The following is a 15,406-nucleotide window of genomic DNA, read 5'->3' as shown; positions in this document are numbered from 1 at the left end:
CCCGTCGAGCGCATGATGCGCGACGCCAAGATCACCCAGATCTACGAGGGCACCAACCAGGTCCAGCGCATCGTCATGGCCCGCAACCTCCCGTAGGGGAGTACGACGAAGGGGCGCCCTCCGGCCGGAGGGCGCCCCTTCGTCGTCTCACCGTCTCACCGTCTCACCGGCTCAGCGGTTCGAGGTCACCGTGACGGGCTCGTCGTTCTTGATCTGCTCGACGAGCTGCTTCACCTTCGGCATGTCCCACTTCAGGGAGTTCTGCGGCGCGGTGCCGTTGATCGGCATGTTCATGGACTTGCCGTCGCCGCCGCTGATGCCCTTCATCGCGAAGAACATCTTCCCGAGGTCGTACAGCGACATGTCCTTGTCCACGATCAGCGTGTCCAGACCGGCGCCGAGCGTCGGGTACAGCGCGAACGGGTTGAGGATCGTGCCCGGCGTCGCCGCCTGGTTCGCGAGGGCGGAGAGGAACTTCTGCTGGTTCTTCGTCCGCTGCAGGTCCGACTCGGCGAAAGCGTACCGGGTACGGACGAAGGCCAGGGCCTGCTCGCCGTTGAGGGTCTGCGTGCCCGCCTGGAAGTCGGCGCCGGACTTCTTGTCCTTGAAGCCCTTGTCGATGTTCAGCTCGACGCCGCCGAGCGCGTCCACGATGTTCGCGAAGCCGGCGAAGCCGATCTCCGCGTAGTGGTCGATGCGCAGGCCGGTGTTGAACTCGACGGTCCGCACGAGCAGTTCGGGGCCGTCCATCGCGTAGGCCGCGTTCAGCTTGGAGCCGCCGCGGGCCGGGTACGACTTGCCCGACTCGGAGCCCACGAAGTTCGGGATCGTCACCCAGGAGTCGCGGGGCAGCGAGACCATCGTGTTCCCGCTGGAGCAGGCCGCGAGGATCATCATCGAGTCGGTCCGCTTGCCCTCGGCGGAACCGGTGTGGAGCTTCTTCTTCTCCTCGGCGGACATGCCCTCGCGGCTGTCGGAGCCGACGATCAGGTACGTCGTGCAGTCGCCCTCCGCCGGCCGCTCGATGACCTTGGAGAGGTCGACCTCGTTGCGCATCTGCGAGGAGGCCCAGGCATAGGTGCCGACGCCCCAGCCGAGGACCGCCACGACCAGCACGATCGAGCCGACCTTGATCCGCTTGCGCCAGTCCGGCGCGGGGCGGCCGGGCCCCTGCGGGGAGTACTGCGGGGGAACGGTGCCGCGACCGCCGCCCTGGGCGCCGTTCTGCGGGCCGCCGTAGACCTGACCGCTGCTGTAACCGGAGTCGTACCCCTGGTTCTGCGCCTGCGTGTAGCTCGGGTTGTAACCCTGGTCATGGCCCTGGCCGCGACGGGGCGGCTGCTGCGGAACCTGCGGCCGCTGCACATGGCTCATCCGGCGGGGTCCCTCGGGCTGATCGGGCCAGTCATTCATGTGGACCAGTGTGCCGGGCAGGGCTTTCCGGACGACAGCCCGGGTGGAGGATCGAGCCGGTGCTGTTGCCAAGCTGATGCAAAGCGGACCCGACGGGGACGAGGGCCGGACCCGGCATAAGGTGGAGGACATGACAGACCAGGGCGATACCCCGGCCGGAATTCCGGGCAAGCCGACTTCCGCGTCCCGCACCACCCTCAGCCACATCATGACCAGCCACGACACCAACCTCCTGGGCACGGTGCACGGCGGCGTGATCATGAAGCTGGTGGACGACGCGGCGGGCGCCGTCGCGGGCCGGCACTCGGGCGGCCCGGCGGTCACCGCCTCGATGGACGAGATGGCCTTCCTCGAACCCGTACGGGTCGGGGACCTGCTGCACGTGAAGGCCCAGGTCAACTGGACCGGCCACTCCTCCATGGAGGTCGGCGTACGGGTCATGGCCGAGCGCTGGAACGAGTCCACGCCCGCCACCCAGGTCGGCTCCGCCTACCTCGTCTTCGCGGCCGTCGACGCGGAGGGCAAGCCGCGGCCCGTCCCGCCGGTCATCCCGGAGACGGAACAGGACAAGCGCCGCAACCAGGAGGCGCAGATCCGGCGCACCCACCGGCTGGCCCGTCGGCAGGCGATCCGAGAACTCCGAGAACGCCGAGCAGCCGAGGGCTACGAGGACTGACCCCCGCTGCGGGCGCGCCCGAGGGGCGGTGCCCCCTGTTGCGGACACACGCCCGCAGGGGCGGGTGCCCACCCCCGCTCCCGTCGTGTCCTTCGCCCGCGGGGCGGCGCCCACCCGCCGTCGCGGGCAGTCGTTCCGCCGGGCGGCGCCCGCCCCGCGCCCGTGGTGGGCGTCGCCCCGCCGGGGCGGTGCCCCCGCCCACCCCGTTGTGGGCAGTCGTTCCGCTGGGGCGGAACGGGTGGGCACAACGGACCCGCGCCCTGCCGGCGCCAGAGGCTGTCGCGCCCTGACCCGCACCCCTAGGTGCACCGGGCTCGTGGTGCGGGTTCAGGCGCGGAAGGCGGAGGCGCCGCTGGAGGGCGCCGTCCCGTGTGCCCACCCGTCCCGCCCTGCGGGACGATTGCCCACACGGGCGGGTGGGAACCGACCCGGCGGGCGCGGGCTCATACGGGCAGGGGAGCCGCCCACCCCGGCGCGAGCCTGGCGCAGGCGCAGGCGCAGGCGCGGGCCCGGCGCAGGTGCGGGCTCCGCGTCGGCGGGGCATCGCGCGGCCGGGTGCGGGTCCCGTGCCGCGGGTGAGGGCGTCGGTGGGGTCACGGGCACACCACCTCGTCCCCCGTCACCGCCTCGAACGGCGCCCCCGACGCCTCCGCCCGCACCGCCGTGACCCCCTTGTAGTCACCCCCCACGATCACCCGCAGGGTCCCGCCCCGCCCCGGAACCGCCCGCAGCTCCGCCCCCGGCAAGGCGGCCGCCAGCGACTTCGCCGACCGGTCCCACCCGGGGTCGTACTCGACGACCGTCCGCCCCCGCTCCCGCCCCGCCCCGGTCTTCGGCGTGCGCGTCGTGTCGAAGCCGGTCGCGCGCAGCGCGTCGTCGACCTTCCGGCCGAGGCCGTCGGTCCGGGTGCCGTTGTAGACCTGCACGCGGACCGTCCGCGGCGGCACCTCCACGACGGCCGTCCTCGGCGCCCCGGCGGGGGCCGCCGCCTTCTGCGGGGAGAGCGGCTGATCCTCCCGCACCGCCTGGAACAGCTTCTGCGCCTTCGCCGCGTCCCACTTCACGGTCGAGCCGATGCCCTTCACGGGGAAGCCCATGTCCCCGATCGGCACGGACACGAACTCGGACGAGGCGGGGGTGAAGCCGTGCATCGCCTTGGCGAGGGCGAGGAGCTGGTCCGTACCGAAGTCCTCGTCGGCCCGTACGGAGCTCAGCATCGATGTCGCGACCTCACGGAACCGCACCGGGTTGAGCAGCACCCCGCCGTTGGTCACCCGCTCGATCAGCGCCGCCAGGAACCGCTGCTGCCGCTGCATCCGGCCGAGGTCGGCGGCCCCGTCGATGTGCCGGGAGCGCACGTACTGCAGGGCCTGCCCGCCGTCCAGCTCATGGGTGCCGGGGGAGAGGTCGAGCCCCGTGTACGGGTCCTTCAGGGCGCGCGTCGTGCAGATCTGCACCCCGCCGACGGCGTCGACGGTCCGCATGAAGCTGGTGAAGTCGACCTCCAGGTAGTGGTCGATCTTCACGCCGGTCATCGACTCGACGGTCCGCACGGTCAGTCCGGGCCCGCCCTCGGCGTAGGCCGCGTTCAGCTTCACCGGATGGGCGTGGTGCTTCCTGCCGCTGTTCAGGTCGGTGTGCTCGGGCATCTCCGCGTACGAGTCCCGGGGCAGGCTGACGACGCTGGCCCGCTCCCGGTCCTCGGAGATGTGGACGAGCATGATGGTGTCGGTGCAGTGGCAGGGGGCGCCGCCGAGCCGGTACTTCGCCCTCTCCTCGGGGGTGATCCGGTCGCGGCCGTCCGTGCCGACGAGCAGCACGTTCATCCCGTGCCCGGCCTGCGGCCGGTTCTTCATGTCCTTGAAGGGATCGACCCGGGTGATCCCGGTGTCGAGGCCGGTCACCAGGGCGTGCCCGATCCCGCCCGCGGCGAGGACCACCACGGAGAGCGCCGTCGCCGTCCGCATCCCCCACCGGGGCCGCCTCCGCCGGCGGACCGGTACGCGACGGGTGGCGGGCCGGGGACGGGGCGTGCGGGGCGGTGTGGGCACGGGCGGGCACCTCCGCGGGTGGGACGAGGGGACCGTGAGCACGGTAGGCCCATACGATCAGCGCAAGGGCGCACCACCCGCTCGGCGCGCACCGGTGTCCCCCATTCGCGGTAACGTGGCGGACGATGAACGCCACGCCCCCCGTCTCCGTGATCATGCCGGTCCTCAACGAGGAGCGGCATCTGCGCACCTCGGTTCGTCACATCCTGGAGCAGGAGTACGACGGCGAGATGGAGGTGGTGATCGCCCTCGGCCCGTCCACGGACCGCACGGACGAGATCGCCGCCGAGCTCGTCCGCGAAACTGCCTCGGCCAAGCGCCGCGTCCAGACGGTGCCGAACCCCACCGGCCGTACCCCCGCCGCGCTCAACGCGGCGATCCAGGCCTCCCGTCACCCGATCGTGGTACGCGTCGACGGCCACGGCATGCTCTCCCCGAACTACATCGCCACCGCGGTCCGGCTCCTGGAGGAGACCGGCGCGCAGAACGTCGGCGGCATCATGCACGCCGAGGGCGAGAACGCCTGGGAGGACGCGGTCGCCGCCGCCATGACCTCGAAGATCGGCGTGGGCAACGCGGCCTTCCACACGGGCGGCGAGGCGGGCCCCGCGGAGACGGTCTACCTGGGCGTCTTCCGCCGCGAGGCGCTGGAGCAGCAGGGCGGCTACAACGTGGAGTTCATCCGCGCCCAGGACTGGGAGCTGAACTTCCGCATCCGCGAGGCCGGCGGCCTGATCTGGTTCTCGCCGGAGCTCCGCGTCCAGTACCGTCCGCGGCCCTCGGTGAAGGCGCTGGCGAAGCAGTACAAGGACTACGGCCGCTGGCGCCACGTGGTGGCCCGCTACCACCAGGGCTCCATCAACCTGCGCTACCTGGCCCCGCCGACCGCCGTCTGCGCGATCGCGGCCGGTCTCGTCGTGGGCGCCGTCCTCACCCCGCTCGGCTTCGTGATCCCGGCGGGTTACCTGGCGGCCATCACGGCGGGCTCGATCCCCGCGGGCAAGGGCCTCCCGCTCAAGGCCCGCCTGCAGATCCCGGTGGCCCTCGCGACGATGCACATGTCCTGGGGCTACGGCTTCCTCACCAGCCCCCGCTCCCTCGCGAAGAAGGTCATCGCGAGCCGCCGCCCGGCGGTGAGGGCGGGCGAGACCGAGTCGGTCTGACGACCGCTCCGCACACGGAACGACGGCCGGGCCCCGCGAGGGGCCCGGCCGTCGGCGTCGGTACGGGAGGACGGGTCAGCTCTTCCCGTCCCACTTGTAGGGGTCGAAGATCTCCATGCAGTCCTTCTGGTCGCCCCGGACCACCTGCGCGCCGTCCGGGATGTCACCGGCCTCGGCGGCCGGCTTCTCGTAGACCGTTCCCTCGCGCCAGTCGGCGCCGACGACGAGCGTGAGGCCCTGGGCCTTCGCGTCGGCCCGGACCGCGGAGTCGGGCAGCCCCAGGGCCTTGGCCACGGACTGGGCGTCGGCCTTGCCCTGGTCGCCCTCGGCCTTGGGGTAGGTGACCACGGTGTCCGGGCGGTTGCCGCCCTCCTTGGAGGACACGGCCTGGGTGAAGCCCTTGCCCTGGAGGAGTTCGGTGATCGCGCGGGCGCGGCCCTCGGCGGCGGGCTCGTCGTCGCCGCCGGTGCCGTTGACGACGGTCACGGCGAGGGAGCCGGGCGCCCCGGCGGTGGCCTTCGGCTTCGAGGCCGGCTTCGGCTTCGGCTTGGCGTCGGCCGGGTCGCCGTTCTTGTCGAAGGCGACGTCGTCGCGGAGCATCCGGAACATCTTGTCGGCCGAGGCCTTGATGAGGACGTTCTTGTTGTGGTCCTGCGGCCACTCCGCCGTCGGGATGTTCGCCGTCGTGAGGCGGTTCAGCTTCACGTTCTTGAGCTGCATCGACAGGTCGAAGAGCCCCTTGACCGACTTGATCTCGTCGGAGACCTGGAGCGCCTTGGTGGCAGTCTCCGCCAGGCCCATCAGACGGCCGGTGTCGGTCCAGGCGTTCTGCTTCTGGAGCTTCTCGACCATGCCGTTCATGTACATGTGCTGGGCCTTGGCGCGGTTCTGGTCGCTGCCGAAGGCGTGCCGGGTGCGCAGCCACTGGAGCGCCTGCACGCCCTTGACCTCGTGCGTCCCCTCGGGCAGCTTCAGGTGGGAGCCACCGGGCTGCGCCTTGGTCGGGTGGTCGCTGACGCCGGACTTCACACAGACCGGGACGCCGCCGACCTCGTCGGCCATGGCCACCACGCCGGCGAAGTCGACCATGATCCAGTGGTCGATGTAGACCCCGCTGAGGCTCTCCCAGGTGGTGAGGGTGCAGCCGGGGCCGCCGCGCTGGAGCGACTCGTTGATGGGCCGGTTGTCGGTGGCGGGGTAGGTGCCCTTGTCGTCCTTGCACTCCGGGATGTGCACGACCGTGTCGCGCGGGATCGAGACGACCGAGGCGTTCTTCCGGTCGGCCGAGACGTGCAGCAGCATCTGCACGTCGGCGAGGGGCTTGCGGTTCTTGTCGTCCCGGCCGCCGCCGAGGGCGATGTTCTTCTCGTCGTTCCGGCTGTCGGAGCCGATCAGGAGGATGTTCAGCGGGGTGTCGCCCAGCGCGTTGGGCGCGGCCTTCTTGACGCCGCTGTCGCCGCCCGCGCGGCTGCCGCCGCGGATGTTGCCGTTGAGGTGCTCGTAGTACAGGTAACCGGCGCCGGCCGTGCCGAGTATCAGCAGCGACAGCGTGATCGCCGTCCACCGCAGCACCTTGCGCTTGCCGGTCTTCTTGGCGCGGCGGCGCGCGGCGGCGCGTCCGCTCGGGCCCGTGCCACCGCCGCGCCGGCGCGACGCGCGGGTCGACGCGGGCGCGGCGGTGTCCGTCGTCCCCTCGGGAGCGTCTGCCTCGGCGCCGGTCGCCTCGCCGGCGCCGTGCAGGTCGTCGTCCCAGCCCAGTTCACGGGCGCGCGGAACGCGTTTCCGCGTTCCCTCCCCACGCACGCTGCTCTGTCCCACCCCAGGTCCCCTCGTCGGTCAGCAGTGCGCCAAGTCCCGGTGTTTCCGGGCTACTTGGCGCACACCTGCTTGTCTGCTTCTACCTGGCCCACGTCCGGCGCCTTCGTGGGAGCGGTCATGGAAACCCCTGCGCCCTTGAAGTCGGCGCCGAGCACGAGCGTCATGGGCTCGCGCTCCCCGGCGTCCTGCGTGCCCGGCTTGAGGGCCGAGGCCGGCAGGCCCATCATGTCCGCGAGCTTGCGGGCCTGATCGGCCTGGTTCGGTGCATAGGTGAGCGTGGTCTTCGCCGCCTTCTCGGGGGCGTTGCTCTTGTTGGTAGACCGCGTCACACCCTGGTCGTTCTGCAGCCAGTTGATGGTCGCCTGGGCCGCGCCCCGGATCCCGCTGCCGTTGTAGACGTCGACGCGCACGTCGGCGGCCTCGGCACGCGGGCCCTGGAGCAGCTTCGCCTGCGCCTTCGCCTGGGCGTTCTTGGCGTCCTGCTGCTTCTTCTTCACCTCGGTGAAGGAGACGTCGTTCTGGATCATCGAGAACACCTGCGGAGCCTTGACCTGGTCGAGGACGACCGTCGCCCGCCTGTTCGGCGGCTCATCGGGGTTGTCGACGACCGGAACGGTCATGAAGCTGATGTTCTTGAGGTCGACCTTGCCCATCTCCTTGGCCAGGCTGGTCAGCTTGAGGGCACTGCCTATCCCCTTGTCCACGGTCAGCGCCTCGGTCGCCGCGTTCGCGACGTCGAGCAGCTGCGTCGGACTGTCCAGGGTGTCCTCCTTCAGCTGCCGCATCATGGACGCGACGAACTGCTGCTGCATCTTGATCCGGTCCAGGTCGCTCTGGTTGCCGAGACCGTGGCGGTTGCGGAGGAACGCGAGCGCGGTCTCGCCCTGGATGCGGCTCTCGCCCGCCGGCAGGTCGAGTTTGGAGTAACTCGGGTCCTTGATGGGCTTGGTCAGGCAGACCTTCACGCCGCCGACAGCCGCCGACAGCGTCTTGACGGCGTTGAAGTCGACCATCATGAAGTGGTTGATCCCCACTCCGGTCATGTTCTTGACCGTGCGCATCACACAGCCGGGGTCGCGGCCGTTCACGCCGTACGACTCGTTGAACTTGGTGGGTCCGTTCGAGCCGGGGATGACCTTCGTCGAACCGTCGGGCTGCTTCGTCGGGCAGTCCGGGATCTGGAGCTTGAGGTCCCGGGGGATGCTCAGGACCGTCGCGTTGGTGCGGTCGTCGGAGACGTGCATGAGCAACGTCGTGTCGGCGTGCCCGGTGACGTTGGACTTGTTCCCGTAGCTCTCGTTGCCCTCGCCGGTACGGACGTCGTTGCCGATGATCAGGATGTTCAGCGGCCCGTCCATCCCCGGGGTGCCCTCCGCGGCGTCACCGACGTCGACCGTGCCGATGTTGCCGTCGAGCTTGCTGTAGATCGCGTACGCGCCGGCCGCGCCGCCCACGAGGACGAACGCCATCGTGCCGCCGGTCCACAGCAGGACCTTCTTCTTGCGGCTCGCGCCCTGCTTGCGCTTGCGGCGGCTCTGCGGCGGCACCTGGCCGCCCGCGGCCGGCTCCGGGGCGCGGCGGCGGCGCTGGCCGGGGACGGGCGCCTCGGAGGGCTCGGGGGCGGGGGTCCGTGCGGGTGCGGCGGGGGCGGCCCTTCGGGAGCGGGGCGGGGTCTGCGCCCGTGACTGCCCAGCGGAGCGGTCCAGTCGCAGTTCGTAGTTGCCGGTCTGCGGGTTGAGGACCCACTGGTCGGCGGGGTCGATCTCGTCCGCCCGTCCACGGCTGTGCGCGTCCACGGTTACTCGAGTCCTCCGTCGGTGCCACGCGAGGCGCCTCCCCCACAGGGCGCCGCTCTCTCGGTCGTTCGATCCTTGTTGAGTGCGACCACGCGGGCGGGTGCACCGGATCGCGTCACACTATCCGCCCAGTTCAGCGTGGGGCGACGTCCGTGACAAATTCCACGCCCCTTACAACCGGGCAATTTGCCCAAACCTCATCGGTCCCCGCGCTCGCCTTGGGGCGCCCTTTACTCACACACCCCTTCCGCCGCGTTCCGTCCCGTGAAGGTCGGCGTCGCCGACGGCGGCGTCGTCTCCGGCCCGTCGGGCTTCCCGTCCCCGCCCGTGCTCCCGCCCCGCTCGCCGTCCTTCTTCTCGCTCTCGGGCGTCACCAGGACGGGCCGGTCCTCCCGCAGGTACCGGAAGAGTTCGTCCGCCGCCGGTTGCACCAATTCGTCCCGGTTCGCGTCGTATCGGTAGGAGCGGCGCGGGACGGTGAGGAACTGCACCTTCTCGGTCGGGATGGCCCGCATGGCCCGCGCCAGGTCGTACAGGTCCCGCAGCGAGTCGAGCCCGGGGTCCGTGGTGATCGCCTTCGTGGCCGCGTCCAGGACCGGGTAGAGCTTGGTCGGGTTGAGCAGCACCCCGTCGCTCTGCACCTTGTTGACGAGGGCGCCGAGGAACTGCTGCTGGCGGTCCATCCGTTCGGTGTCGCTGCCGTTCCCGATCGACTTGCGGGCCCGCACGAAACCGAGGGCCTGCTCCCCGTGGAGCGTCTGGCGGCCCGCGGGCAGCTTCAGCTTCGCGTCGGGGTCGTCCACCGGCTCCTTGAGGCAGACCTCCACGCCGTCCACCGCGTCCACCATCTTCTTGAAGCCCCGGAAGTCGATCACCATGTGGTGGTCGACCCTGATCCCGGTCAGCTTCTCGACGGTACGGATCGTGCACGCCGTACCGCCGAACTCGAAGGCCCAGTTGAACTGCGCGAACTGCTCCCGGGTGCGGCTCCCGTCCGCCTTGCGGCAGCTCGGGATCGTCACCATCAGGTCGCGCGGCAGGGAGACGGCCGTCGCGCTCGACTTCCCCGCCGAGAGGTGCAGCAGGATCGTCGTGTCGGAACGCTGGGTGCCCTGGTCCTTGCCGTACTTGCGGTTGCCCTCGCCGGCCCGGGTGTCCGAGCCGATGAGCAGGATGTTCCGCGCGGCCGAGGTGCCCGCCGGCGGTCGCTCCTTCTCGTACTTCTCCAGCTCGGCGGCGGCGGTGGTGTCGGTGGTGATGTTGTCGTCGAGCTTCCGGTAGAACCACCAGCCGACCCCCGCGGCGGCCAGCACGACGACCGCGACACCGAGGGCCGTCCAGCGCAGCCAGTGGCGCCGGCGCCGCTCCTCCGGGGCGTCGGGAGCCCCTTCCTCCGTGGCCGGGGGATCCGGTTCGGCGGGCGTGCCTGCGCGGTCCGTCACGTCTGGGTCCGTCCTTCGTGGCGTCGGCGGCGCGCCGGGCGTCCGCCGGTCACAGAAGGAGACGGCCGAACCCGACGCATGGTTGTGCGGAAGGAGTCGACTCCCCCCGGCCGATCATGTACCGGCGAGGGCGGTTTCTGGTGGTGGCTACGCCCAGGTGTGTCGGGGCGGATGCCGGAAGGTGACGGCGGGGCGCCGGGCCGGTGTCGGTGGGCATGTGCGGCCCGGCGGACGGACGGGCGTGTTTGTCGGGCGGGAACCGGGACGGCTCGGAAGCCGTCCCGGCGAGGGGGCCGCTCAGAGCGCCGTGTGCGTCACGCGCTCGCTCTCCACGCGCTTCTCCAGGCCTTCGGGCGCCAGCTCGCCCAGGTTCCGGCAGAGCACCACCGAGCCGCCCGCCGCGAGGGGCGCGTACAGGCCGGCCGAGAGCCCCGCCCAGTCCCCGTAACCCAGCCCGGAGAGCAGCCGGGAGCCGGGGGCGAGGCCGAGCGACGCCGCGTCCGCCCGCGCCTGCTCGACGAGCTGGGCGCCGCTGCGTTCCGTACCGTCGACGACGAGCGCGGGAGCCTCCGGATCGACCGGTGCGAACGGGGCGAAACGGTCGCCCTGGCTGGGCACCTCGACCGCGTAGTCCGCGTATCCGGCGGGCGCGGCCGGGAAGCGACGGCCCAGTGGGGCCAGGGAGAGCGCGATCCGCTCCCCGGAGCAGGCGAGGCCCGCCTCCAGGGCGTCCGGCCCCGCCACCACGACGTCCGCGTCCGCCGGGTCGCCGCCGATCTCCGCGGTCACGCCCACGGACGAGCAGGCGAGCAGCCAGACGGCGCTCTGCCAGTGCGCGGGCAGCAGCAGCGCGAGCCGGTCGCCGGGTCCGGCGGACAGCTCGCCCTGGAGCAGGTTCGCCGTCTTGGCCACCCAATTGGCGAAGGTGGCGACGGACAATTCCACCCGCTCACCGGTGGCGTCGTCGTAGAAGGTGACCAAGGGGCGGGCGGGGTCCGCGGCGAGCGCGGATCGCAGCAGGTCGGCAGGGGTGCGGTCGCTGGCGTTCACGCCGGACAGCGTACGCGGACGGGTGCGCGAGGGTCCGCCGTACCGGTGACGGCGTCCTCCGGTCGGAGCGACGGCCCGTCAGTTTCCGGGCCGGATCCCGGCGCGCGGAACACCCCGGCGGTACGCACGATCGGCCCATGCGTGCCTCACTCGCCTCCTCGATCGCCGTCACCTGCGCGGCGGTGCTCGCCCTGCCGGTCTCCCTCACCGCGCCGGCGGCGGCCACGGCACCACCCGCGGCCGCCGTCGCCCTGCCACCCGCGCCCGAACTGCCGGGCTCCACCCAGTCGCTGCCCCTCGAACCGCTCGGTGCCGCCACCCGCGCCCTCGGCGACACGGACGCCTCCGGCGCGCAGGGGCTCACCCGACGCGACGTCAGGCCCTTCTCGCTCGTCGGCGTCGTCTGGGACGACCCGGCGGCCCCGCTGCACGGCACCGTCCAGGTCCGCACCCGCGCCACCGGCGGCGGCGCCTGGTCGGAGTGGCAGGACGTGGAGACCCACAACGAGGAGCACGGCGCCGACCCGGACACCGCCGAGGGCTCCGCCCGGGCGCTCCGCGGCTCCACCGCCCCGCTGTGGGTGGGCGACTCGGACGGCGTCGAGATCCGCGTACGGGGAGAGGAACCGCTCCCGGCGGGCCTCCGGCTCGAACTGGTCGATCCGGGCGAGGACCCGGCGGCCGCACCGGACGAAGCGGCTCCCCGCACCCGGGGCGCCATGGCCCCGGCGGGTCGGGCCGCTCCTGCCGGACCGGCCGCTCCTGCGGGCCGAACCGCCGTGAGCGCGGCCGAGGAGGCCGCGAGCGCGGTGAACGCCCGCCTCGCGCCCTACGGTGCCACCTGGATCCCGGCCCTCTCGAAGGAGGAGACCGAACGGGAGGCCCGGAACACGCCGCAGGCGCAGGCGGCCCCCGCCGGCCCGGTGGCCGCCGCGGCGGCGAAGCCGTACATCGGACCCCGGCCCAAGATCATCACCCGTAAGGGGTGGGGAGCGGACGAGCGCATCCGCGAGAAGGGCTTCGTCTACACGAAGACCATCAAGGCGGCCTTCGTCCACCACAGCGCCACCGGCAACAACTACACCTGCAAGCAGGCCCCCTCCGTCCTCCGCAGTATCTACCGCTACCACGTCAAGAGCAGTGGCTGGCGGGACTTCGGCTACAACTTCGCCGTCGACAAGTGCGGAAACATCTACGAAGGCCGGGCGGGCGGCGTGGCCAAGCCGGTCATGGGCGCCCACACCCTCGGCTTCAACACCGACAGCATGGGCATCGCCGTCCTGGGCACCTTCAGCCGCAGCGCCCCGCCGGCCGCCGCCGTGACCGCCATCGCCCGCCTGACGGCCTGGAAACTCGGGCTCCACGGGGTGAACCCGAAGGGCACGTCGTACCTGATCTCAGGGGGTGGAAACCTGTACAAGAAGGGCAAGAAGGTCCGGTTCAACGCCATCGCCGGACACCGCGACGGGTTCGCCACGGACTGCCCCGGCGGACGCCTCTACAACAAGCTCGGCACGGCCCGCACGAGCTCGGCGAAGTACCAGGGAAGGTCCTGACGGGGTAGCGGATGGGGCCACCGAGGCAACCATCTGCATAAACTGACCGGTCATATCGCACGGACGACCGAGACGGGCGAGCTGACCGGCCCCGAACAGGAAGCAGAGACGACAAGGTGACAGAAGCGATACTCCTGGTCGGTGGCAAGGGCACACGGCTGCGACCCCTCACGGTCAACACGCCCAAGCCCATGGTCCCGGCGGCGGGCGTCCCCTTCCTGACCCACCAGCTGGCCCGGGCCCGTGCCGCCGGCATCGAGCACATCGTGCTCGCCACCTCCTACCTGGCCGAGGTCTTCGAGCCGTACTTCGGCGACGGCTCCTCCCTCGGCCTCAGCCTGGAGTACGTCACCGAGGAGGAGCCGCTGGGCACCGGCGGCGCGATACGCAACGTGGCCTCGCGCCTGCACTCGGGCCCCGACGACCCGGTCCTCATCTTCAACGGCGACATCCTCACGGGCCTCGACATCCAGGCCCTCGTCGACACCCACTCCTCCTCCGGCGCGGACGTCTCGCTCCACCTCACCCGGGTCGAGGACCCGCGCGCCTTCGGCCTGGTCCCCACGGACGACACCGGCCGCGTCACCGCCTTCCTGGAGAAGCCGCAGACGCCGGAGGAGATCGTCACGGACCAGATCAACGCGGGCGCGTACGTGTTCCGCCGCTCGGTCATCGACACCATCCCCACGGGCCGGCCGGTCTCGGTCGAGCGCGAGACCTTCCCCGAGCTCCTCTCCTCCGGAGCGCACCTCCAGGGCATGGTCGACTCCACGTACTGGCTGGACCTCGGCACCCCGCAGGCCTTCGTCCGCGGCTCCGCCGACCTGGTCCTCGGCCGCGCCCCCTCCCCGGCCGTCCCCGGCCGCTGCGGCGACCGCCTGGTCCTGCCGTCCGCCCGCGTCGCCCCGGACGCCAAGCTGACCGGCGGCACGGTCGTCTGCGCGGACGCGGTCGTGGGCGAGGGCGCCCGGGTGACCGGCTCCGCGCTCCTCGCGGGCGCGATCGTCGAACCCGGCGCGGTGATCACGGATTCCCTGATCGGCGCGGGGGCCCGCATCGGGGCGCGCACGGTCGTCAGCGGGGCGGTCATCGGGGACGGGGCGCGGGTCGGCGCCGACAACGAACTCCGCGAGGGCGTCCGCGTCTGGTGCGACACCACCCTCCCCCCGGCCACCATCCGCTTCTCCTCGGACCAGTAGCCCGCGTCCGCCGCCCCTCGCCGGGCCTGCCGGACGGGCGGCGCCCGGACGGTGGATCGCGGCCCCGGGGGCGGTGTGCCGGGGAAGGCGGCACCCCGCGGTGTGGCGTGGCCGTCCGACGGTCCGGAGCGCCCGGATCCGCGAGGTGCCGCAAGGCACCGTCCCGTCCCGGGCCCGTCGTGGGCGCGCCCCCACGAGGGGCCCGGGCGCGGTCCCGCGCGGCTACGCTCAGAGGCATGGCCGGCCGCTTCGCACCCAGACCCACCCGCACCACCGTGCGCGGCGGCGACACCCCCGGCACGACCGGCCCCGTCCTCACCCCGGGCCTCGTCCCCGGCATCACGACCGACCCAGGCCCGCTCCCCGGCACCACGACCGACCTCGGCCTCACCCTCGGCCCCCTCCGACGCGGCCCCGCCGACCCCACCTTCCGGGTGGCCCCGGACGGCTCGGTCTGGCGGGCCAGCCGCACCCCGGACGGCCCCGGCACCCTCCGTATCGGCGCGGGGAAGGCCGAAGCCTGGGGCCCGGGCGGGGACTGGCTCCTGGAGCGCCTCCCCGCCCTCCTCGGTGCCGAGGACGACCCGACCGTCTTCGTCCCCCGCCACAAGCTGCTCCTGGCGACGCACCGCCGCCGCCCGGGCCTGCGCCTCACCCGCACCGGCCTGGTCCTGGAGTCGCTGATCCCGTCGATCCTGGAGCAGAAGGTCACGACGCACGAGGCCTACGGATCGTGGCGGGCGCTCGTGCGGAAGTTCGGCGAGCCGGCCCCGGGCCCGGCGCCCGAGGGCATGTACGTGATGCCCGAGGCCCGCACCTGGACCCGGATCCCGTCCTGGGAGTGGCACCGCGCGAACGTCGACGGCAAGCGTTCGGCCACGATCGTCCGCGCGGCCCGGGTCGCGGCCCGTCTGGAGGAGGCCGCGCTCATGGACCCGCCGGCGGCCCGGAAGCGCCTGGAGCTGGTCCCGGGCATCGGCCCGTGGACGAGCGCCGAGACGGTCCAGCGCAGCAACGGCGCCCCGGACGAGGTCACCACCGGCGACCTGCACCTGCCGGGCATCGTCGGCTGGGCGCTCGCGGGCGACCGTACGGCCGACGACGAGGCGATGCTGGAGCTCCTGGCCCCGTACGCGGGCCAGCGCCACCGCGCGGCCCGCCTGATCCTCCTCAGCGGCCGGGTCCCGCCCCGCCGGGCGCCCCGCAGGACACCCGGCGACATCAGGGCCCTCTGAAACCCGC

At 72.4% G+C, this 15,406-nt stretch carries 12 protein-coding genes; 6 read left to right on the top strand and 6 right to left on the bottom strand.

The window, feature by feature from the left end; all coding sequences use genetic code 11:
* Nucleotides 1-96: acyl-CoA dehydrogenase family protein (locus ACIGW4_RS37180; RefSeq protein WP_157849844.1), on the top strand; the 96-nt coding region annotated here is incomplete at its 5' end.
* Between the two features lie 75 nt (nucleotides 97-171).
* Here the strand turns inward: ACIGW4_RS37180 and ACIGW4_RS37175 are convergent.
* Nucleotides 172-1,413: an LCP family protein gene (locus ACIGW4_RS37175; RefSeq protein WP_399586038.1), complete on the bottom strand. Its 1,242-nt coding sequence runs from the start codon at nucleotides 1,411-1,413 to the stop codon at nucleotides 172-174.
* 130 nt (nucleotides 1,414-1,543) lie between these two features.
* On the opposite strand from ACIGW4_RS37175, the gene ACIGW4_RS37170 reads away from it, so the two are divergent.
* Nucleotides 1,544-2,089: an acyl-CoA thioesterase gene (locus ACIGW4_RS37170; RefSeq protein WP_123459297.1), complete on the top strand. Its 546-nt coding sequence runs from the start codon at nucleotides 1,544-1,546 to the stop codon at nucleotides 2,087-2,089.
* 593 nt (nucleotides 2,090-2,682) lie between these two features.
* Here ACIGW4_RS37170 and ACIGW4_RS37165 read toward each other — a convergent pair.
* A complete protein-coding gene (locus ACIGW4_RS37165) occupies nucleotides 2,683-4,056 on the bottom strand; it encodes an LCP family protein (RefSeq protein WP_399586036.1) in 1,374 nt (457 codons plus the stop codon).
* 209 nt (nucleotides 4,057-4,265) lie between these two features.
* Between ACIGW4_RS37165 and ACIGW4_RS37160 the strand changes: the two genes are divergently transcribed.
* Complete coding sequence (locus tag ACIGW4_RS37160; protein ID WP_123459241.1) at nucleotides 4,266-5,303, top strand: glycosyltransferase family 2 protein; 1,038 nt, start codon at nucleotides 4,266-4,268, stop codon at nucleotides 5,301-5,303.
* Nucleotides 5,304-5,378: 75 nt separating this feature from the next.
* On the opposite strand, the gene ACIGW4_RS37155 is transcribed toward ACIGW4_RS37160, so the two are convergent.
* From ACIGW4_RS37155 to ACIGW4_RS37140, 4 genes are all read right to left on the bottom strand, one after another.
* Nucleotides 5,379-7,121 (bottom strand): LCP family protein, encoded by a 1,743-nt coding sequence (locus ACIGW4_RS37155; protein WP_399586034.1) that lies wholly within the window; start codon nucleotides 7,119-7,121, stop codon nucleotides 5,379-5,381.
* A 50-nt stretch (nucleotides 7,122-7,171) separates the two neighbouring features.
* On the bottom strand, nucleotides 7,172-8,917 hold the full coding sequence (locus tag ACIGW4_RS37150) for an LCP family protein (RefSeq protein ID WP_399586031.1): 1,746 nt from the start codon (nucleotides 8,915-8,917) through the stop codon (nucleotides 7,172-7,174).
* Between the two features lie 230 nt (nucleotides 8,918-9,147).
* Nucleotides 9,148-10,359, bottom strand: coding sequence for an LCP family protein (locus tag ACIGW4_RS37145; protein WP_399586029.1), 1,212 nt, complete (start codon nucleotides 10,357-10,359; stop codon nucleotides 9,148-9,150).
* Between the two features lie 297 nt (nucleotides 10,360-10,656).
* Nucleotides 10,657-11,409 carry a TIGR03089 family protein gene (locus tag ACIGW4_RS37140; RefSeq protein WP_123459244.1) on the bottom strand — a complete coding sequence of 251 codons (753 nt, stop codon included), beginning with the start codon at nucleotides 11,407-11,409 and terminating at the stop codon, nucleotides 10,657-10,659.
* 137 nt (nucleotides 11,410-11,546) lie between these two features.
* Here ACIGW4_RS37140 and ACIGW4_RS37135 point away from each other — a divergent pair, with 137 nt between their 5' ends.
* From ACIGW4_RS37135 to ACIGW4_RS37125, 3 genes are all read left to right on the top strand, one after another.
* Nucleotides 11,547-12,965, top strand: coding sequence for a peptidoglycan recognition protein (locus ACIGW4_RS37135; protein ID WP_398714218.1), 1,419 nt, complete (start codon nucleotides 11,547-11,549; stop codon nucleotides 12,963-12,965).
* 116 nt (nucleotides 12,966-13,081) lie between these two features.
* Nucleotides 13,082-14,164, top strand: a complete 1,083-nt coding sequence (locus ACIGW4_RS37130; RefSeq protein ID WP_123459246.1) for an NDP-sugar synthase — start codon at nucleotides 13,082-13,084, stop codon at nucleotides 14,162-14,164.
* A 236-nt stretch (nucleotides 14,165-14,400) separates the two neighbouring features.
* Entirely contained in the window at nucleotides 14,401-15,399 is a 999-nt protein-coding gene (locus ACIGW4_RS37125) for a DNA-3-methyladenine glycosylase family protein (RefSeq protein WP_399586026.1), read from the top strand.
* The last annotated feature ends 7 nt before the right edge of the window (nucleotides 15,400-15,406 follow it).

Source organism: Streptomyces sp. NPDC053513, assembly GCF_044544765.1.
GTDB classification, from domain to species: domain Bacteria; phylum Actinomycetota; class Actinomycetes; order Streptomycetales; family Streptomycetaceae; genus Streptomyces; species Streptomyces litmocidini.
This window is presented reverse-complemented; position numbering and strand designations above follow the sequence as displayed.